The organism is Microcoleus sp. LAD1_D5, assembly GCF_036702115.1.
In the GTDB taxonomy this organism is placed as follows: Bacteria; Cyanobacteriota; Cyanobacteriia; order Cyanobacteriales; family Microcoleaceae; genus Microcoleus.
The window spans coordinates 19,013-39,262 of the sequence record NZ_JAUBSA010000010.1; the positions used below are offsets into that span (position 1 = coordinate 19,013).

The 20,250-nt window shown below is 45.6% G+C and carries 18 protein-coding genes; 16 read left to right on the forward strand and 2 right to left on the reverse strand.

Features of this window, described 5'->3' with window-relative positions:
* The first annotated feature begins 52 nt into the window (after window positions 1–52).
* From QUA70_RS06985 to QUA70_RS07035, 11 genes are all read left to right on the forward strand, one after another.
* The gene (locus QUA70_RS06985; protein WP_333325080.1) at window positions 53–916 is read left to right on the forward strand and encodes a carbohydrate ABC transporter permease; all 864 of its coding nucleotides are present in this window, start codon (window positions 53–55) and stop codon (window positions 914–916) included.
* 125 nt (window positions 917–1,041) lie between these two features.
* Window positions 1,042–2,124 carry an ABC transporter ATP-binding protein gene (locus QUA70_RS06990; RefSeq protein ID WP_333325077.1) on the forward strand — a complete coding sequence of 361 codons (1,083 nt, stop codon included), beginning with the start codon at window positions 1,042–1,044 and terminating at the stop codon, window positions 2,122–2,124.
* A 333-nt stretch (window positions 2,125–2,457) separates the two neighbouring features.
* The gene (locus QUA70_RS06995) at window positions 2,458–2,805 is read left to right on the forward strand and encodes a hypothetical protein (RefSeq protein ID WP_333325075.1); all 348 of its coding nucleotides are present in this window, start codon (window positions 2,458–2,460) and stop codon (window positions 2,803–2,805) included.
* 317 nt (window positions 2,806–3,122) lie between these two features.
* Window positions 3,123–3,419, forward strand: coding sequence for a DUF3574 domain-containing protein (locus QUA70_RS07000; protein WP_333325072.1), 297 nt, complete (start codon window positions 3,123–3,125; stop codon window positions 3,417–3,419).
* Window positions 3,420–3,484: 65 nt separating this feature from the next.
* Window positions 3,485–3,559, forward strand: a complete 75-nt coding sequence (locus tag QUA70_RS07005) for a hypothetical protein (protein ID WP_333410360.1) — start codon at window positions 3,485–3,487, stop codon at window positions 3,557–3,559.
* A gap of 99 nt (window positions 3,560–3,658) precedes the next feature.
* Window positions 3,659–3,925 (forward strand): hypothetical protein, encoded by a 267-nt coding sequence (locus tag QUA70_RS07010; RefSeq protein ID WP_333325071.1) that lies wholly within the window; start codon window positions 3,659–3,661, stop codon window positions 3,923–3,925.
* 330 nt (window positions 3,926–4,255) lie between these two features.
* Window positions 4,256–4,765 (forward strand): hypothetical protein, encoded by a 510-nt coding sequence (locus QUA70_RS07015; RefSeq protein ID WP_333325068.1) that lies wholly within the window; start codon window positions 4,256–4,258, stop codon window positions 4,763–4,765.
* Between the two features lie 230 nt (window positions 4,766–4,995).
* Entirely contained in the window at window positions 4,996–6,207 is a 1,212-nt protein-coding gene (locus tag QUA70_RS07020; protein ID WP_333325067.1) for a transposase, read from the forward strand.
* A 58-nt stretch (window positions 6,208–6,265) separates the two neighbouring features.
* Window positions 6,266–8,299: an ABC transporter ATP-binding protein gene (locus tag QUA70_RS07025; protein WP_333325065.1), complete on the forward strand. Its 2,034-nt coding sequence runs from the start codon at window positions 6,266–6,268 to the stop codon at window positions 8,297–8,299.
* A 901-nt stretch (window positions 8,300–9,200) separates the two neighbouring features.
* Entirely contained in the window at window positions 9,201–12,611 is a 3,411-nt protein-coding gene (locus tag QUA70_RS07030; protein ID WP_333325063.1) for a PAS domain S-box protein, read from the forward strand.
* 201 nt (window positions 12,612–12,812) lie between these two features.
* A complete protein-coding gene (locus QUA70_RS07035) occupies window positions 12,813–14,111 on the forward strand; it encodes a cytochrome P450 (RefSeq protein ID WP_333345977.1) in 1,299 nt (432 codons plus the stop codon).
* 175 nt (window positions 14,112–14,286) lie between these two features.
* Here QUA70_RS07035 and QUA70_RS07040 read toward each other — a convergent pair whose 3' ends face one another.
* Window positions 14,287–14,892 carry a chorismate lyase gene (locus tag QUA70_RS07040; RefSeq protein WP_190738647.1) on the reverse strand — a complete coding sequence of 202 codons (606 nt, stop codon included), beginning with the start codon at window positions 14,890–14,892 and terminating at the stop codon, window positions 14,287–14,289.
* Between the two features lie 177 nt (window positions 14,893–15,069).
* Between QUA70_RS07040 and QUA70_RS07045 the strand changes: the two genes are divergently transcribed.
* Window positions 15,070–16,689 carry an NAD(P)/FAD-dependent oxidoreductase gene (locus QUA70_RS07045; protein WP_333325059.1) on the forward strand — a complete coding sequence of 540 codons (1,620 nt, stop codon included), beginning with the start codon at window positions 15,070–15,072 and terminating at the stop codon, window positions 16,687–16,689.
* Window positions 16,690–16,774: 85 nt separating this feature from the next.
* On the opposite strand, the gene QUA70_RS07050 is transcribed toward QUA70_RS07045, so the two are convergent.
* Window positions 16,775–17,326, reverse strand: coding sequence for an acireductone dioxygenase (locus QUA70_RS07050; RefSeq protein ID WP_333325143.1), 552 nt, complete (start codon window positions 17,324–17,326; stop codon window positions 16,775–16,777).
* Between the two features lie 226 nt (window positions 17,327–17,552).
* Here QUA70_RS07050 and QUA70_RS07055 point away from each other — a divergent pair, with 226 nt between their 5' ends.
* From QUA70_RS07055 to QUA70_RS07070, 4 genes are all read left to right on the forward strand, one after another.
* Entirely contained in the window at window positions 17,553–18,518 is a 966-nt protein-coding gene (locus QUA70_RS07055; protein WP_333214360.1) for a M48 family metallopeptidase, read from the forward strand.
* Window positions 18,519–18,756: 238 nt separating this feature from the next.
* Window positions 18,757–19,164 (forward strand): DUF4359 domain-containing protein, encoded by a 408-nt coding sequence (locus QUA70_RS07060; RefSeq protein WP_333410347.1) that lies wholly within the window; start codon window positions 18,757–18,759, stop codon window positions 19,162–19,164.
* Between the two features lie 227 nt (window positions 19,165–19,391).
* Window positions 19,392–19,958: a TerD family protein gene (locus QUA70_RS07065; RefSeq protein WP_333325053.1), complete on the forward strand. Its 567-nt coding sequence runs from the start codon at window positions 19,392–19,394 to the stop codon at window positions 19,956–19,958.
* 33 nt (window positions 19,959–19,991) lie between these two features.
* Complete coding sequence (locus QUA70_RS07070; protein WP_333325051.1) at window positions 19,992–20,207, forward strand: hypothetical protein; 216 nt, start codon at window positions 19,992–19,994, stop codon at window positions 20,205–20,207.
* Window positions 20,208–20,250: the final 43 nt, after the last annotated feature.

Below are 20,250 nucleotides of genomic sequence, written 5' to 3' on the forward strand. Positions count from 1 at the left end.
TTTTGAATTTTAGATAACCAACAGTTGCACGTTCCTTTCATTTGTATAAATTATGTCGATCGCCCGCGAACAACCTAGCAAAAAAACCTTTGACATCCGGCAATTAATCTTGCCAATCTCAGCGCTCTTAATTGTGGCATATTTCCTCGCACCTATTATCTGGCAGGTGCTAACTTCTTTTAAAGTAAATGCAGATATTTCCGCGATTCCCAACGTCTACATTCCCAAACGAATTACTTTCGAGCATTACCTGTCCCTATTCCAGCGCCGCCCGTTTGCACTTTACATTTTAAATAGCGCTTTTGTTTCCATTACTTCAACATTACTGTGTTTAGCAGTAGGCGCTCCCGCAGCTTACGCTTTGGCCAGGTTGCGGTTGTGGGGCGAGAGAATCATCCTGGCAACTGTGACGATAGTTACCCTATTTCCGGCGGTGCTGCTATTTTTGGGACTGCTGGAAATTGTCAAAGCTTTGAATTTAGGCAATAATTATTTAGCCTTAATTATTCCTTACACTGCGATCAATCTGCCCCTGACAATTTTGGTGATGCGAAGTTTCTTTCAACAGTTGCCAAAAGATTTGGAAGATGCCGCTAAAGTTGACGGATACAACACTTTCCAAATGCTGTGGCAAATCGTGCTACCGATGACATTTCCCGCGTTAGTCACAACTGGAATTTTGACATTTATTTCAGCTTGGAACGAGTTTATTTTTGCACTAACATTTATGACTCGCGAATCTCTCAAAACAATCCCCGTCGCCACGGCTCAACTTAGCGGGGTGTCAGTATTTGAGATTCCTTACGGCCCGATCGCCGCAGCTACCGTTTTGGGAACTTTGCCCTTGGTTTTGCTGGTTTTGGTGTTCCAGCGGCGCATCGTTCAGGGTTTAACTGCGGGGGCGGTAAAAGGATAAATCGATTTTAGATTTTAGATTTTAGATTTTAGATTGAACTGGTTCCTAGGCTCTGCCTGGAAACGAGTCAAACAACACAGTCAACAGTCAACAGTCAACAGTCAACACTCAACACTTTAAAAATCATGGCAAAACTGCAACTAAAAAACCTCAATAAAACCTACAGCCCTAAAGTTGTTCCCGTAAAAGACATTAGTTTGGATGTCAGCGAAGGGGAATTTCTGACTTTGTTGGGGCCGTCGGGGTGTGGCAAATCTACGACGCTGCGGTTAATTGCAGGGTTGGAACAGCCGACTAGGGGCGAGATTAGAATTGGCGATCGCGATGTCACTTATCTCAGACCGGGCGATCGCGATATTGCAATGGTTTTTCAAAGTTACGCGCTTTATCCGCACATGACAGTATACGAGAATATGGCATCGAGCCTCAAACTTCGCAAAATCTCCTCCGGTGAAATCAATCGGTTAGTGACAGAAGTTGCAGCATCCCTCGGATTGACGGAATTAATCGATCGCAAACCAGGAAAACTATCAGGCGGACAGCGGCAGCGAGTAGCCCTCGGCCGCGCATTAGTGCGCCAACCGGAAGTATTTTTGCTCGACGAACCTTTGAGCAATCTCGACGCATTATTACGGGAAAAAGTTAGGGCCGAACTCAAACAATTATTTTCCTCCCAAAAAGCTCCTGTAGTGTACGTAACTCACGACCAAACCGAAGCCATGACGCTTTCTACCAAAGTCGCAGTTCTCAACAGTGGCAACGTGCAGCAGCTCGATCCGCCACACTTAATTTATACTCGTCCTGCAAATCAGTTTGTAGCTGGTTTTGTGGGCAGCCCGCAAATGAATTTGCTCGTGCTTAAATGCCAGGGCAATTTTGCTCAGTTGGGGGATTTTCGAGTTCCACTCCCAAATATGCCGACTGTGCCTCCAGAAATTGTATTGGGAATTCGCCCGGAACACGTCGGCTTTGCAGATGTAGAGGCCGGCAAGCTGCCGGGTTCAGAGGCAATTAAAGGTGAGGTTTATTTAGTGGAAAACTTGGGAATGCAAAATTTAGTTAGCGTCCGAGTTAAAGGTGTGGACTCTGTAACGGTGCGGGCTTTGCTGCCCAATGACCGCCACTGGAATTCAGAAATTGTAGAGCTGGTTTTTCCGCCTCAGTTGCTGCACTGGTTTGACGTGAAAACGGGCGATCGCTTGCAATAAAAATTTTCCCTGCATAGCATGATTGATTAAAAATTGTCTAACCCTGTGCTGAAAAATATTTTTTTTGCTTATAACTAAGTTATGACTTTAGTTAGAGGTAGAACTATTTGCCTGCTGTTAACGTGATATTCATGTGTGAAAAAGCTAATTGGCTGACACATAGGTAGCGTGTATACCAGATTTTATCGCTAACCTATAACTCGCTTTAGGTGGTTAATCGCAAGTTGAAGCTAAGTTGGCTTACCCTCGCATTAGCTACGGATTTTGGAGCGAGTCAATTTGATGAAAAAATGTTGAAAATTATCACCAATCAACTTAGGGAGTATTACCGAGATGAATTTGATTTCCACAGCCATTGCTCGCATCAGTTCCCTGCTTAAGGGCTTTCAAATCAAGAGTTTTTTGAGTGTTGTCCTGGTCGGTTTTCTGCTGCTGACCACCAATGTTGATGCGGGACATAGTAACAAAGCTTTCGGCACGCAAGCCAGCTCAAAAGCGGATCTAAACAATACTGAAAGACCCCAAACAACGCGGGAATGGAGACAAGAAGCTCGCGAAACCTCAGACTCTCCGGGCGATCGAGCTCAGAAGATTGGGCAAGAAGCAGGAGCAGCCGTGAAAGAATTCGGCGAGATGTACCAAGACACTGCTAAGAGAAGTATCCGCGAATTAAAGGATTAATAGGGCAGACGCAAGCAAGTAGGCGAGCATAAATAAACTAGGACTGACATTCAAAAACCCGGTTTCTCTTGTGAAACTGGGTTTTTGGGTGGGAAGCGTTTTATGTTAAATTATATCAAATTTGGGTGACAAACCCCGTTTATAAGACTCGGCGGTTGAAAGCGCTCAAGACTCAAACGAAGTCCTATGAACTCATACGTTGCACCATTCTCAATTAGCCTTTTATGAACAGGCTTTCCGGCCTGTTCCACAAGAAAATTTATCTTTTGTGGAACGGGCCCCAGAGCCCGTTAAGCGAGAATGGTGCAAGATGTGAGATGAATAAACATCTTCACAGTCTTTGCCTGACCGGCCTGCTGTTCATCCTGCCTGTTTGTCCGGCAACACTTGCCCGCGCTCAACTTCGTGAAACTTCAGATACTAATGCCAAGCAAACAAATCTCCTCAAAGATGAACTGTATTTTGGCTTAACTAAACCGGGAGGCAAGACAATTTCTGAATCAGAATGGCAGGAATTTGTCAAGGCAGTTATTACCCCTCGGTTTCGGGAAGGGCTAACCGTATTAGAGGACTCTGGGCAGTTGCTCAAGAGATCGGGAGTTCGGATTAGATAAAACTCTAAAATAGTTATTTTAATTTATGAAAGTAGCTAGAAAAAAATCAAGCTATTAATCAAGTTATCGAACCTTACAAGCGCACTTTTCTGCAAGAGTCGGTGCTGCGGGCAACCAGCGAAGTGAAGGTTTCTTTCTGATGCGGTCATCGAATCAGCGTATTTATGATATTATTTGTGCTAATCAAGGTCATACCCTCAAAGATAAGTAGGGTGCGGGTGCAATAAAAATCATAATTGGTGGGTATCGATCGCAGACTGCAACAAGTCGCTAAAAAAACCTGGCCGGGAGAAAACAAAAACATGATGAACGACGGCAACCGAAAAGCTGAACCGCCCAAAAGCGAGGATACACAAAATTTGTCCGGCATGGCGAAAGCTTTTCTTGTGAGCGTGGCTTGGTCTTACGCAGAGGCATTGGATCGCATGAAACGATCGCGAAATCCACAGGAACCCGCGCCGGAATCTCCGACAGAACAAGTCGAACCCGATACTGAAAAAAATTAATGAAAGACTATTAATGTAATTGATCGGCCAAACTATCTGGGGGTGCGATCGAAGCCAATAGTCAATTAGCTGTTTTGAGTTAAAAACAATCAACTCAGAACAGCGAACTGTGCAGCTTAAGCCGGATTTGTATTGGATTTTACAATAAAAAAAACTGAAAGCCCCGTGACCCTTCAACAAGCTCAGGAAAAGCTTTAGTCCGGGGATGACAACTGCGTTGCAGGTTTGAACCTCAAACTATATCTATCCCTAAAAGAGATTTAAACTAAACAAAGTACGGTTTTACCGCTACAGTGTACAAAACAAATAACCAATTTTTAGATCGGTCTCATGTCTAATTCAAAAATGATTGGTAAAGCGATCGCAGGTAGCCTTTGCTTGGGCATCCTCATTAGCTTCAACACCTCACTCGGCCCGGCATCCGCAGCAGCACCAACAATTGCTCAAGCTACAGCCCCGGCCGCCAGCAACATTGACACGCAACTCCTAGGTCAATGGCAAGGCACAGTCCCCTCCGGTCAGTCTTTCACCTTCGTCTTTGCCCCAGAAGGCAAATTGTTTCTCATGGCTAAAGGCCCCGACGGAGCAGCCCGCGCCAAAGAAATGAGGTACAAAGTTAATCTCGGTGAAAAACCGATGCACATTGATGTCGGCCTCAGCAGCACAGAAACCGTTGAGACTGTTTTTGAATTGACTCCCGAAGGTCAAATGCGCCTTCAGTTGCAAGGCACTAATCCCGGACAGGCCAGACCTAATTCCTTAAACGAGCAGGCAACTGTGTTTAAAAAGGTCTCCGAGGCCACTGCACTGCCTGCTGACACTCAAGTCATCGGTTTTTAAGGAAAAGTGCAGGCAGAAGGCACTTATCGCAATTGTCAATTGAGTGAGGTACTGATTGGGATTTTCGATTTTCGATTGGGGAATTGGTAAGAAAGCCGGCGAGTACCTCACCTGATTGAGAGCCGCTATAACTAGCTCTGAGTTTTCAGATTGCCACGCTTCGCGAGGAACGAAGCAATCTTAAAACTTTCCCCGTGCCTTCTGCCTTCAATACCTGATACAATCTTGTCATGAAACAAGTCCTGACAGTATCTTGCAAGCTCCAAGTAGCGCCTGAGCAGTCCATCAAAATTGATGCAACCCTTCAGGCGTTCGCGAGTGCTTGTGAATATGTGAATCAAACTGTGTCGCCAACTCGGACAAATGAATTGGCGATGCAATCCTTGGTATATAACAATGTCAGAGATATGTTTGGACTCTCGGCGCAGTTGGCAATCCATGCTATTAGACGGGTTTCTGGCAACAGAAAAACAGCTAAAAAAGATGGGAAGCCTGTTAACAAATTTGCTCCTACTAGCGTCACTTACGATCCCCGTATCTTTTCTTTTAGGGAAAAAGATTGGACAGTAAGTTTGACTACTACTGGTGGTAGGGAGCGGTTTGCACTGGCTATCGGGAACTACAAACTTGGATTATTGAAAGGTCAAAACCCCAAGACGGCTACTTTGTGCAAACGCAAAAATGGCAGTTACTATCTTAATATTCAGCTTGAATCTCAGCCAGCCGATCCTCCACCCAGCAATCAAGTTTTGGGCTGTGATTTGGGTAGGACTGATATTGCAGTTACTTCTGATGGAGATACATTTAGCGGTAAACAAATTACCAAAGTTAGAAATCATTATGCCAAGTTGAGAGCAAATATCCAGCGAAAAGCCACGAAAGGCACACGCAGCTCTCGGCGTAGATGTCGAGAATTGTTGAAACGGTTGTCGGGCAAGGAAAAACGCTTTCAGACCTTAGTAAATCACACTATCAGTCACCGTATCGTAATCGTAACCAACGCTCAAAACAAAAATCAAGTTATCGCTTTGGAAGATTTGACGGGAATTAGGGAACGCACAAATCAGCAGCCACGCTCGCAGAAAGAGCGGAGACTTAGTAATAGCTGGGCGTTCTTTCAGTTGCGTCAATTCCTCATCTACAAAGCTATAAAGCATAGCGTAAAGATTCTGTTTGTTGAGCCTAGATACACCAGCAAAATGTGCCACAAGTGCAATCACATTCATCCTGTAAAGGGTGAGTCTTATAGGAATGGGAAAAAGTTCGCTTGTGGTCATTGTGGATGGAAAGGTGATGCCGACTTAAACGGCAGTAAGAATATTGCTGCTATTGGGGCTTTCGTAAATAAGCCCGAAGGTTCGAGATTGTTTTGCAATGTGCAAGATCATTTCAGGGCTATTGAAAGCCCACACTGTACCTGTACTCAGGTCAGTGCTGGGTAATTTACCAGGCCCTGCTACAATCCACTTAATCTCCATTTAACTTTTGCCATAGACCTCCATGAGTGAAACCGTCCTAGAAGTTCGCAACCTGCGAGTTGAATTTCAATCTGCGGACGCAGGCGATGCGTCTGCAACAGTCAAAGCGGTTGACGGCATTTCGTTTGAGGTCAAGCGAGGGCAAACTCTGGGCATCGTGGGAGAGTCGGGATCGGGAAAATCGGTAACATCCCTCGCTGTTATGGGTTTGCTGTCGAGTTCGTCAACGAAAATCGATGGCGAAATTTGGTTTTATTCGACAAAAGACGGCGCTAGCAATGGGCCTGTGAATCTGCTGGAAATGCCGGACAGGGAAAAACAAACATACCGGGGCAGCCAGATTGCGACGATTTTTCAAGAGCCGATGAGTTCGCTCAATCCCGTTTATACGATCGGATTTCAACTCACAGAAGCCATTTGTTTGCACCAAAAGGTGTCGCAGACAGAAGCGCGGCGCAAAGCTGCTTCTCTGCTGCAAGAAGTGAAGCTGCTACCGGGCGACGATGAGCTCAGGCAGCGGTGTTTGGCTTTGCAGCAAGAGCACTCCCGGGCTGCTGCGGGGAATCAAGCAGTTATGGAGGACGATCGCGATTTGATGCAGCTCGTCAACGGCCAAAAACAAGCTATGCTCGATCGCTATCCCCACGAACTCTCAGGCGGCCAAATTCAGCGCGTGATGATTGCAATGGCCATTTCTTGCAATCCAACTTTATTAATTGCTGATGAACCGACCACGGCTTTGGACGTAACCGTGCAGGCAACAATCTTAGCTTTGCTGCGCGAGTTGCGAGACTCTAGAGGCATGGCAATGATTTTTATTACCCACGATTTGGGCGTCATTGCTGAAATTGGCGATACGGTGGCGGTGATGTACCGAGGCAAGATTGTTGAGTGCGGTGCGATCGAACAAATTTTCAGCAATCCCCAACATCCTTACACAAAAGGTCTATTAGCTTGCCGCCCAACTCTTGATCGGCAAATGCGCCGCTTGCCGACCGTTTCCGATTTTATGGATGTCACCACAAATGCTAGCGGCGAATTAGTAATTGTCGAGAAAAATGCCGATTTAGACAGCGACAACAGCGGGGAAAATCCCGCTTTTGTAACAGGAAAACCGCCTCGGCTGCCGCATATTTCCGGCCCTTTGCTAGCTGTTAATAACTTGCGCGTCGGTTTTCCGGTGCAGGGGATGTTTGGCGAAACTCAACGCTTGTTTATGGCGGTAAACGATATTTCTTTTGAGGTTTATCCGGGCGAGACTTTGGGTTTGGTGGGCGAGTCTGGCTGCGGGAAATCAACTTTGGCGAGAGCTTTGCTGCAATTAATTCCGATCGCCAGCGGTAAAGTGTTTTTTGAAGGTCAAGAAATTACGCCTCCTGCGAAAAGTAGTTCGGCATCGCAGTGGATGGCTAATTATCGGATGCAAAAAGAGTACGATCGCAAATTGCGGTGGCTGCGGCGCGATCTGCAAATCATTTTTCAAGACCCTTTTAGTTCTCTGGATCCGCGCCTGAATATTGGGGATGCGGTGATGGAACCGATGGTGATTCACCGCTTTGGTAAGAACCAAAAAGAACAGCGCGATCGCGCGGCTTATGTGTTGGAGAGAGTGGGTTTAAATCCCGATTTTATGCGGCGCTACCCTCACGAGTTTTCGGGCGGACAGCGGCAGCGAATTTGTATTGCTAGAGCTTTGGCTTTGAATCCTAAGTTTATTATTTGCGATGAGTCCGTTTCCGCATTAGATGTGTCGGTGCAGGCGCAAGTTTTAAATTTGCTGAAGGAGTTGCAAACAGAGTTTGGACTGACTTATATTTTTATTTCTCACGATTTGAGCGTGGTCAAGTTTATGAGCGATCGGGCGATCGTCATGAACAAAGGTAAAATCGAGGAAATTGGCACTGCCGAGCGCATTTACCGCCAACCGCAGCAAGCTTACACGCGACAACTTATAGCTGCTATTCCTGCGGGGAATTTGGAGCGAATTCGGCAACAGCAACTAGGTCGCCAAGCTGCTTGGGCCCCATCGCCTGCAGATGAATCAGAACAAAATTAATATCTAGTGTTTTAAACTCGTATCAAGTACCAATTGCCCGCTACCAATACTTCGGCTACACGATGATCGTACAAGTTCCCAATTACTATAGGACTGACGCAATCATCCCATGTATGGGGGCAACCACGGGGGGTTTGCCCTTACAAAACACTATATATTGAGGCTGTGCGTAAGTCCTGTACTAATTAGGGCTGACGCGCGAACATATCGGGCAACGAAAAACTGCTAACCTGTCGCGCATTTAAATTGCATATTCGAGGCGGGCGAGACGCCCAACCCCTACTCCCCACAAGAGTTGTATTGTTTTTTGACATAAAATTTAAATCCAGAACAGCTTACGAAGATTTTTTTCATTTTTTCTTCACAAATTAGCAGTTGATCTTTATTTTAACTTCATAATTTATGGTCAAATTCAACCTGCTTGAACTTGACTAATATTCCCGGTTTTTCAACCCACAGCCAGGGCGCTCCACGCAGTATTTTCCTACATCAAACCCAGTTATTTCTAGACGAAAAAACTGGGGTATAACACGCTACTCTAACGCGGTAAGCAGCTTCAGGCGCAGCCTACATAATTAGGTTCTGCACCCAGGAGTGCGAGTTTGTGCGTCCAGGACTAGCTAAATTAGGCCAAATGTCCAATGACTAACAACAATATGTCGCGTAGTATTATAAGTAAACTCTCTCTATGAGTCGGAAAAATTAGAAAATGCGTACCCCAGCTAAAAAGAGATTGGTTGCTACTTCCGTAACAACACTTAATTATCGGCTTGTGTTGCGTAAATTTACGCAATTATCCAATACTAGAGTTCGCAAAATAGGAAATATTTATAATATTTAAAAATCTTTAGTGTAATTTTTTTAAAATCAGCAAAACTCAAAGTAACTCTAGAGTAAAAAAATGAAACATTCAGTTCCACTAGAAGAATCCAAAAGCACTAAATTGGTGAAATTGCTGCAAGTGTTGTGGAGAAAAATTACGGCAGCAGTCACCACAATACAAAAAGCAGAATCTAGAAAGCAGTATGAAAAAAAAATCAGCGTAGCGCCGATCGCCCCTGGCAGTGTATTCTCAATTTTGATAATTGTACTGCTGGTGTTAAACGGGTGGCTGGTAGCTGGCAGCGGTGATAATTTCTACGATAGCCCACTCGCCCTGGGATTTTTGGCCATAACAAATATTGTATTTTTCGCGGTATCGGCGCGCTCAAACGCTTCTTCGGCCCTAGCGGACGATCGCCCATCCAGCAATCCCGACGGGTGCGATCGCTTTTTTAGCCTGTCGCTAGATCTGCTGTGCGTCCTTGGTTTTGACGGTTATGTAAAACGCATCAACCCAGCAGCAGAAAAAATACTCGGCTATTCCCCAGGAGAAATGGTTGGCCAACTCTTCCTTGAATTCGTGCATCCAGACGATCGCGAAACTACTTTAAAAGAAGCTGAAAGTATTGCTGCGGGGAATAATACCGTTGGGTTTGAAAACCGCTGGCGCTGTCGCAACGGTTCTTACAAGTGGATAGCCTGGACTGCTACCCGTTTCTACGAGGAAGAATTGATCTATGGTGTCGGCCGCGACATTACCGCTCAAAAACAAGCAGAAGCAGCGCTGCAAGAGAGTCAGCGTTTTGTTGAGCGAATTGCCAATACCAGTCCGAATCTTCTCTTTGTTTACGATGAAAGTGAGCAGCGAAATGTCTACAGCAACCGCGAAATCAGTGACACCCTCGGCTATACGAGCGCAGAAGTTGAAAACATGGGCAGCAATCTACTGCCCACCATCATCCACCCTGACGACTTAGCTAAATTTCCCGGATATTTTCAGCAATTAGAAAATGCTCCCGACGGCGAAGTTATTGAGTACGAATACCGGGTACGCGATCGACAGAATTGTTGGCACTGGTTAGTCAGCCGGAATATTGTATTTAGCAGAACAGAGGACGGAAAAATTAAGCAGCGTCTTGGTGCTGCTACGGACATTACAGAGCGCAAAATAGCAGAACAAGCTTTAGCAGAACAATTGAAACTTTCTGTATTCACAGCAGATGTGGGAATTGCTCTAACTCAAAACCAGACTTTGCTTGCAACTTTACAATATTGCGCCGATGCAGTTGTGCGCCATTTGGATGCTGCCTTTGCTCGGATTTGGACGCTGAATGAAGAGGAAAATGTATTGGAACTGGAAGCAAGCGCGGGGATATATACTGGCATTGACGGCGCTTACACCCGCATTGCTGTCGGCGAGTTCAAGATTGGTTTAATCGCCCTGGAGCGAAAACCTCACATCACTAATTCTGTGCAAGAAGATCCCCGACTTCACGACAAAGAATGGGCCTCACGAGAAGGAATGGTGGCTTTTGCGGGATATCCGCTAATTGTTGACAATCAGTTAGTGGGAGTAATCGCTCTATTTTCTCGGCACAAGTTGAAGGAATCAACGCTGGTGGCTTTTGCCTCGGTAGCGGATGCGATCGCCCTGGGAATTAAGCGCAAACAAACAGAAGAAGCTCTCGCCAGACAAAAGCAAACCTTGAGGGCAATTATTGACAACGCTCCCATTTGGGTGTGGCTGACTGACACTAAAGGCAAGATGCTGTTGGTTAACAAAACTTTTTGCGAATCTGTGAACGTTCCTGAAGAAAGATTTTTGGCAGCATCTCACTCTTCAGAAATTTTGGGAGCGGAAGCATTTGCTAACTGCATGGCGTCTGACGTGCAAGTCTGGAGTCAAGATACTCCTTTTTATGCTGATGAAATTATTCAGTTTGCTGACGGTAAAAATCACCATTTAGAGGTAATTAAAGCTAAGGTAAAAGAGGCCAACGGCACCGCGATAGGCTTAATCGGTTTGGGTTTGGACGTTACACAACAAAAAGAAGCTCAACGAAAATTGCAAGCTTCGGAAGCGCGATTCCGCAAGTTAGCGGAGCAGGAAGCACTGCTGAACCAGCTAGCTAGCAATATCCGCGAATCTCTAGACTTAGATACTATTTTGGCAACAACTGTGCAGCAGATTCGCGACTTGCTGCAAGTCGATCGCTGTGTGTTTATCTGGTATTTGCCAGATGCTTCGCCACCTGCTTGGGATGTCGTCCACGAAGCTAAAAATGATGATTTGTTCTCTCTTTTGGGTTATTTCCCTGCTGACATAACGGGTACGCTGCCGCAAAAAATCGCTAATTTGGAAGTTTATCAAATAGATGATGTTGCAACTCTCAGCGATCCCGTAGAACAAAAATTCTTTTTGGAGCTTGGTTGCAAGTCTGTCTTGGATTTACCGATTAAAAGTGCCGGGGGTTTAACTGGTGTTGTTGGCTGCGTTTCTTGCAGCGAGGTACGCAAGTGGACAAAAGAGGAAGTGGAGTTAGTGGAGGCAATTGGCGATCAATTGGCGATCGCCATCAGTCAATCTGAACTTTACACTAAAAGCGTCGACTCAGCTCGGGTAGCCCAAGAACAAGCTGCAAAACTTGAAGTAACTCTGTGCGAACTCCAGCAAGCTCAAACTCAACTCGTACAGGCAGAAAAAATGTCTAGTCTCGGTCAGATGGTAGCAGGAATCGCCCACGAAATCAATAACCCGGTCACATTTATTTTCGGCAATCTTACCTACACAGAAGAATACACCACAAACCTAATGAAACTGCTGCAAATGTATCGAGATGAATACCCGGAACCTTCTGCAGCTCTTCAGGAGGAAATAGAGGTGTTAGAAATGGATTTCTTGCTAGACGACTTGCCGAAAATGCTGTCTTCTATGCAGATGGGAGCTACTCGCATCCGGGATATCGTGAGGAGTTTGCGGAATTTCTCTCGCCTTGATGAATCTGACATGAAAAAGGTTAACATTCACGAAGGCATCGACAGCACATTGATGATTTTAGAACACCGTCTGAAAGTTCAGCCCGATAGCCCCGCAATTCAACTCGTTAAAGAATACGGACAATTGCCACGGGTGGAGTGCTACGCCGGACTGTTGAATCAGGTGTTTATGAATATTATCGCTAACGCTATTGACGTTTTACAACAACCGCTCGAAAAGCAGGGAATTATCCGCATTCGTACAGAGGTTGAAGGTACTCTGGCTGTGATTAGAATTGCTGATAACGGTGCAGGTATCACCGAGCAAGTCAAGCAGCGGATATTTGACCCCTTCTATACTACAAAACCGATCGGTTCTGGAACGGGGATGGGTTTAGCGATTTCCCATTCAATTATTGTCGAAAAACATAAAGGTGAAATTAAGTGTTTCTCGGTGGTGGGGAAAGGCACTGAATTTATAATCGAGATTCCGATTAAAAGGACAGAAAATTAAATTGGTTGGTCGGCAAAATTAGTAAGGTGCGTCAGTTGGAAAAACCAGAGTTTTTTGTACTAACCTTAAGACTGACCCACCCTAGAGGCTACAAACAGATAAAAGTTATTTTACCAGAAATTGGTCGGGTGCGTATTGCCCACCCCACAACTAAAATTGATATGATATTAAAAATCACAAATCACAAATCACCACTCACAAATGGCATTACCTCCCGGCAGTTTAGGTTTACCCCTAATTGGCGATACCCTCAACTTTTTGCAAGATTCCCAATTTGCCAAAAAACGCCACCAGCAGTACGGGCCCATTTTCAAAAGCAGCATTTTCGGACAGCCAACCGTGTTTATGTGTGGCCAAGAGGCTAACTTGTTTGTTTTAAGCAATGACAACCAATATTTTGTTGTGAGTTTTCCTCCGAGTACGAAAGCGCTTTTAGGGCCGCTTTCCTTGGCGTTGCAAACGGGTGCTAACCACATAAATCGGCGCAAGTTGATGTACCAAGCGTTTCAGCCGCGAGCTTTGGTTGGCTACATCGGCGCGATGGAAGATATCACTCAGCGCTATTTGGAAAAATGGGCAAAAATGGAAACCATGACTTGGTATCCGGAACTGAGAAATTATACTTTTGATGTGGCGGGTAAGTTGTTAGTTGGGATTGATAATGGTTCGGAAACGGCGCTAGGACATAATTTTGAAACATTTGCCAAGGGTTTATTTTCTATCCCTTGGGATTTGCCTTTTACTCGGTTTGGCAAAGCTAAAAAGGGCAGAAAGTTACTGTTAGCAGAACTGGAAAAGATTATTCGCGATCGCCAGCAAGGAACCCCTAGTGGCAATGATGCTTTGAGTTTGCTGATTTCGGCTCGCGATGACGAGGGAAATAGTTTGAGTTTGGATGAGTTAAAAGATCAAGTGCTGTTGCTGCTGTTTGCGGGACACGAGACTCTGACTTCGGCGATCGCCTCTTTTTGTCTTCTCCTAGCTCAAAATCCCGATGTGATGGCAAAAGTCCGCGCCGAACAGCAGCAGTTCCCCGCTACGGAACCGCTAACCCTGGAACAACTCAAACAAATGACCTATTTAGAACAGGTACTGCGAGAAGTGCTGCGTTTAGTTCCACCGGTGGGAGGTATTTTTCGGACAGTTATTAATGCTTGTGAGTTCGGCGGCTATGAAATTCCCAAGGGTTGGAGTGTGCTTTCTGAGATTAATCAAACCCATCAGGATAGTCAACTTTATCCTGAACCCGATCGCTTCGATCCCGATCGATTTAGCTCCGAGCGATCGGCTAAACCTTTCAGTTACGTGCCCTTTGGCGGCGGTTTGCGAGAATGTTTGGGCAAAGAATTTGCTCGGTTAGAGATGAAGTTGTTTGCAGCAAGGATTGTTCGGGATTTTGAATGGGATCTGTTGCCGGATCAAGATTTGAATTTAATCACAGTACCGATTCCTCATCCGCGCGACGGTTTGCGAGTTAAATTTCAGCGGAACTATTCTTAAGAACAGGCAAGATGCCTGTTCCACAATCGGTAAATTTTCTTGTGGGTGGGCTTCTAGCCCGCCCTGAAAGCCACAAGATGCCCGTTCCACAATAGGTAAAGTTCTTGTGGGGAGTAGGGGTTGGGCTTCTAGCCCGCCCTGAAAGCCTGATTGATAATGGTGCAATATCTCAGTCTCAATCAACATCCAATTGCATCGGCCCCAAATACTTAGTTAAATAAGGAGAAAAAACCTCATAAATCAGAGTCAAGGGCTTCCCGTGATGCCAAAACAAATAGTGTCGCCCCCAAAAAGGCCCCGACTGTTCAAAAGCTGACTCCAAGGCTACCGAATCACCGCAATAAATGCCCTGCACATCGCGATACAATTCTGTCCGCAGCCGCGCTAAACTGGCCCAAATTGGCAAAGATTTATTTTGCAAATATTCATCTACGTGACTCGCTTCCCACCAAGAAGTCGCATAGGCTAAACGCTGTCCAGAAGCAGTTCGCAGCCACACTTGTCGGCGCAGACGAGGCCCCGGAACGGCTACAATTTGCTCCGGCGCGCCGTCTGCGTCTTCACCCACTAAAGACATATCGATGACATCAACTTCTGTCGGTTCCCCTGTCAGCAGTTGCAGGTGACGGGTGGGGGAACCGTCGCCGAGGAGCAGTATTTGCCACGCCGGTGCGAGCTTGGTGTGGGGCAAACCCTTCTGTACTGCGTCTTCGGCTCCTTGCCACAGGGGGTTGAGAGCGTGCCAGGTGCGGCTGTTTTTGGGTGTAAATGTTGCAGTCAAGGGTCTTTACAAAACTTAATTTTTTGCTTATTATAACGTTTCTTCAATCTAAAATCTACAATCTAAAGTCGATCGACCGATGACGATCGCCCATAGGATGTCCGCTTAAATAGTTATAATACTTATGTTCGGGATTTTTATTCTTCCTTCTTCCTTCTTCCTTCTTCCTTCCGCTATATGTTACGAATAACCGAAATAAAACTCCCCCTAGATCATCCTCAAGATGCGATCGCCAGCGCGCTAGTCAAAAAGCTGCAAATTCCCCCCGAAGAATTGCTCGGCTATTCCATCTTCAAGCGCAGCTACGATGCTCGTAAAAAAGGAGAAATCCTCCTTGTCTATATTCTGGATGTAGAGACGACACAGGAAAAGCAACTTCTCCAACGCTTCAAAAAAGATCCTCATGTAATGGTGACGCCAGACACGAGTTATCGCTTAGTAGCCAAAGCCCCCAGCAATTTGACGATTCGCCCCATTGTGATTGGTACAGGGCCGTGCGGTATGTTTGCCGGTCTGATGCTGGCACAAATGGGGTTTCGTCCCATCCTTTTAGAACGCGGAAAAGCCGTGCGCGATCGCACGGTTGATACCTTTGGATTTTGGAAGAAAAAAGCAGAATTCAACCCAGAATCTAACGCCCAGTTTGGCGAAGGTGGTGCGGGTACTTTTTCCGATGGCAAACTCTACAGCCAAGTTAAAGATCCTCAGCATTATGGACGCAAGGTGCTGACGGAACTTGTGAATGCGGGAGCTTCACCGGAAATTTTATATATTAATAAACCGCATATTGGTACGTTCAAACTGGTGGGAATTGTCCAAAGTATTCGCGCCCAAATAGAATCATTAGGCGGAGAGATTAGGTTTCAAACTCGTGTGGAAGATATCCACATTGAAAATGGAAAAGTGCAGGGACTTACCCTCGCCAGTGGAGAATATATTGCTAGTAATTATATAGTTCTGGCGGTGGGACACAGCGCCCGCGATACTTTTGAAATGTTGTTTTCGCGCGGGGTTTACATCGAAGCAAAACCATTTTCTATTGGTTTTCGGGTCGAACATCCCCAAACTATCATTGATCGCTGTCGTTTTGGCGATCGCGCGGGCCATAAGCTTTTGGGCGCCGCCGATTACAAACTGGTTCACCATTGCCAAAACAATCGTTCTGTATATAGTTTCTGTATGTGTCCCGGTGGTTTGGTAGTGGCTGCTGCGTCAGAACCGGGGCGAGTTGTCACGAATGGGATGAGCCAATATTCTCGCAATGAACGCAATGCTAACAGCGGGATTGTGGTGGGTATCACGCCGGAGGATTATCCGGGTCATCCCTTAGCAGGAATTGAGTTTCAACGTCGCCTAGAAGAACGGGCATTTGAGTTAGGAGGTGGCACTTACAACGCCCCTGGGCAGCTTGTGGGTGATTTTTTGGCAAATCGCCCTTCCACGGCGCTAGGCAGTGTGCAGCCGTCTTATACGCCGGGAGTTGTGATGACTGATTTGAGCGAAAGTTTGCCAGATTATGCGATCGCAGCCATCCGCGAAGCACTTCCGGCTTTTGACAAACAGATTAAAGGATTTGCGATGGATGATGCGGTTTTAACTGGTGTGGAAACGCGGACTTCTTCACCAATTCGGATTAAACGCAAGGAAGATTATCAAAGTTTGAATACAGAAGGTCTTTATCCTGCTGGGGAAGGTGCAGGATATGCGGGTGGAATCCTGTCGGCGGGGATTGATGGGATTAAGGTGGCGGAGGCGGTTGCTTTGAGCATCTTGCGATCTTCAAACCACAAAATTTGAGGCTGGATTTGAGGATTTTTAGATGATTTGAAGATTGCCGTCAACTGTCAACTGTCAACCGTCAGCCGTCAACAGTCAACTCTGTTCAAACAGCAGCTAAACGCGATCGAATTTCCGTATCGGTATACTCCGGCGTCCAGCCTTCTTTGGTGATAAAATAGCGCACCGCTTTAATTTTCCGGGCTGCTGTCAAATAAAACCAGTGTTCTGTATTCGCCGGCACGTTGATAAATTCTTCCGGCTGCACTGTGAGTTCGACTTGGCTGCCGTCGGGTCGCACGAAGCCGAAAATGCCCTCGCCTGCTACGATATAGCGGACTTCATCATCGGTGTGGATGTGGCACTTGTTGAATTTGGACAGCATGGTGTCGATGTTGGGAATGTCTGGGTGCAGTACGATTAAGTCGCGATCCTGATAGCCTGCACTTTCCGACAACTGTTGAAAGTAGCCGTCGAGGGCTTGCAGCACTTGCTCTTTTTGATTGTCGTCAAGAGCATCTTTAGCTAACAAATTTTGAATTTCAGCGCTGTCACCCACGGGCCAGCGGTTGAGTTGAATGTTTAAGGAAGCGAGTTCTCGGGTAATGTCGCTCTGTTGAGTGTAGGTTGTACCGTTTTCGAGTTGCAGGATAGCCATGTTTGCACGTTCCAATTTTTGGGTGAGGCGATACACAGGCACTGTGAAAGATGTTTGTCGATCGCGCCTGTACCAGAACCACAATTTTAACGCTAATTTGAACAGGCTTTTCGGCCTGTTCCACAACAGTTCAATATTTGTCGCGATAATATTATAAGTCAGGCGCCAGCTAGCACCAGCAGCGATCGGCAATCCTGATATCTTAAATGTAACTTTTGCAACAACTATGCCTACTTATACGGGAATTTCTAGCGAAGCATTTCAGCATCCCCTCGATCGGCAAGCCGAAGCAGCATTGCGGAGCGTGCCTGGATTTGATTTAATTGCCAGCAAATTTGTAGAATTTGTCTACGAACGACCGCAATTCGTTTACCTAATGGGAAATAGCATTCAAGTCGGCCCACGCCAATATGCCAGCATTTATCATATATTTCGGGAGTGCGTGCAGGCTTTAGATGTTTTTCCAGAACCGGGTTTGTTTGTTTCTCAGAATCCCTCAGTTAACAGCTATGCCCTGGGAAAAAACCAGCCTTATGTAGTATTAAACACTGGTCTTTTAGACTTGTTGGACGAGGCGGAACTCCGGGTAGTCTTGGCTCACGAGTTGGGACACATTAAATGCGGCCATCCAACTTTAAATCAAATGGCGATGTGGGCGATGAGCGTCGCATCGACAATTGGCGAGATGACTTTCGGGCTGGGAAATATGGTCGGTAGCGGTTTAATTTTCGCTTTTTACGAGTGGCGGCGCAAGGCAGAATTGTCGGCGGATCGGGCGGCTTTGTTGGTGACGGATGACTTGAACAGTGTTATGAAGACGATGATGCAACTGGCCGGAGTTAGCAGTAAATATGCCGATCAATGCAGTTTGCAAGAATTTATCCGCCAGTCTGACAATTATCAAGAGCTCGATCGAGACAATCTCAACCAAGTGTATAAATTTTTACTCTACAACGGCGGCCAGGGCGTGATGCTGAGTCACCCTTTCCCGGTGGAACGCCTGCGGTATTTGCGAGACTGGGCAAGTTCTGAGGAATACCGCCAAATTAAGCTGGGGAACTACAAGCGGGCTGTAGCTGAGGGTGCGGTTGATGTGAAGTCGCAAACCCCTAACAGCGAGACGGAGGCTTTGCGCCGTCAGATTGAAGAGTTGCAGCGGGAGATCGATCGGCAAAAATCAAAGCGAAACTAAGTTTTCTCGTCTCCAGGCTGTGCCTGGGAACCAGCTAAATGTTTTGTTGAAGATTTACCGGATTTGAGGGAGGGGGAAACGTAAAAGGAAGGTAAACCAGTGAGAGACTTACTCGCAACTGGCCTCCAATCTAAAAACTGTCCCCTCCTTTCGGAAATCTGTTTCTAAGGAGGTGTAGTTTAAATCAAGAGAAGCTTATAAATCAACGGGGCTAAAAAAAATGATTATTGATAAACCAATGAATACTCACAAGTCAACTTCTAATTTTTTCGGCAATGTGGGGAAAGTCGCGATCGCCCTGACTCTTCTGGCAGCCGGCATGGCATTTACAAATCCTGGGAGAGACAAATACCTAACTTATGCTTCCGGCGTACTCCAAACCGAGTTGGAAAGCACTGTGTGCAAGGATTCTCGCGTGCCTAAAGCTTGGAGCGGCATTACAGATACTTTGATCGGCAGTTGCAAGAATTTACTGACTTCGCAACGGGACACGATCGAAAGCTTGCTTGACAATACAACGCAGCGTCAAAATTTAGGCGTTGCCAGTATTTACACAACTGAATTAGGCAAAAAAAGCTATCAAACGGTTGGAGCTTTTGGGAATTTCGTGACGCTGCCACCTAGTTCTGAAAATGCTCCAAATTAGAGTCAAATTAAGTTCAATTGTTGAAACCGGGTTTTGTAGAAAGCCCGGTTTTTGCTTACGTAATTCTCTCTCAGTAAATCTCAATAAATTCGGAGAGCTGCAGCACATATTTTTAATGAGGCACGCTATTATAGACAAAATATTAAGTTTTCTTAAAGAAGAAAAGTTATTGTCCCACTTAATATTAACATGAACGCTATAAAGTTTGATGTTTAACAAATAAGCCGATGGCAATGCAATTAAGTAAGGGTGAGAGATTTAATATCTCTAAAGAAGCGCCCGGTTTAAAAAAAATGGCGATAGCCCTCGGTTGGCAGGTGACAGAGGCAGGACAAAGCTACGAAATTGATGTCTCTGCCTTTATGCTAGGTGCTGACGGCAAAATACCTAACGATAAATATTTGATCTTTTACAATAATCTGCAATCCTGTGACAGTGCGGTACTGCAAGTGATTCGGGATAAAAACAACCGAAGTCAAGAGAATAAAACGATTTACGGCGTTATCTTAAAAAGAGTTAATCCTGAAATTGAGGAAATAACTTTTGTTGTCACTATTGACGAAGCAGATAAAATTAATGCAAATTTTAGCAATATCAAAAATGCTTTTATCAAGATTTACAGTTTGGATACAGAAAACGAACTTGTTCGTTATGAATTAAAAGAGAATTTTTCGCGAGAGACTGCTGTAGAATTTGGTCGCTTGTATAGAAAGAATGGAGAGTGGAGATTTCAAGCGGTAGGAGCAGGATATCAGGCAGGATTGCAGAGTTTTGTGGATAAGTATTGCAGCTAAAAGAGTAATAAAAGTGCTCCCCTTACTCACGAGTTGGCAGCGGGAACAGCAGATGATTTGCAGTTGTCGGCTGGGGAGTTGGAGGTGGAGTCAGAACCGGAAGCGGAACAGTCTCGTCTGGAGCTTTTGGTAACTTTGTTACATTGCCACTTAGTTCTGAAAATGCTCCAAACTAATGTCAAATTAAGTTCAATTGTAGAAACCGCTTGGGGCAGCAAGCCCGGTTTTCACTTAGGTAATTCTCTCTAAGTAAATCTCGATAAATTCCGATACAGGCAGCAGATATTTTTAA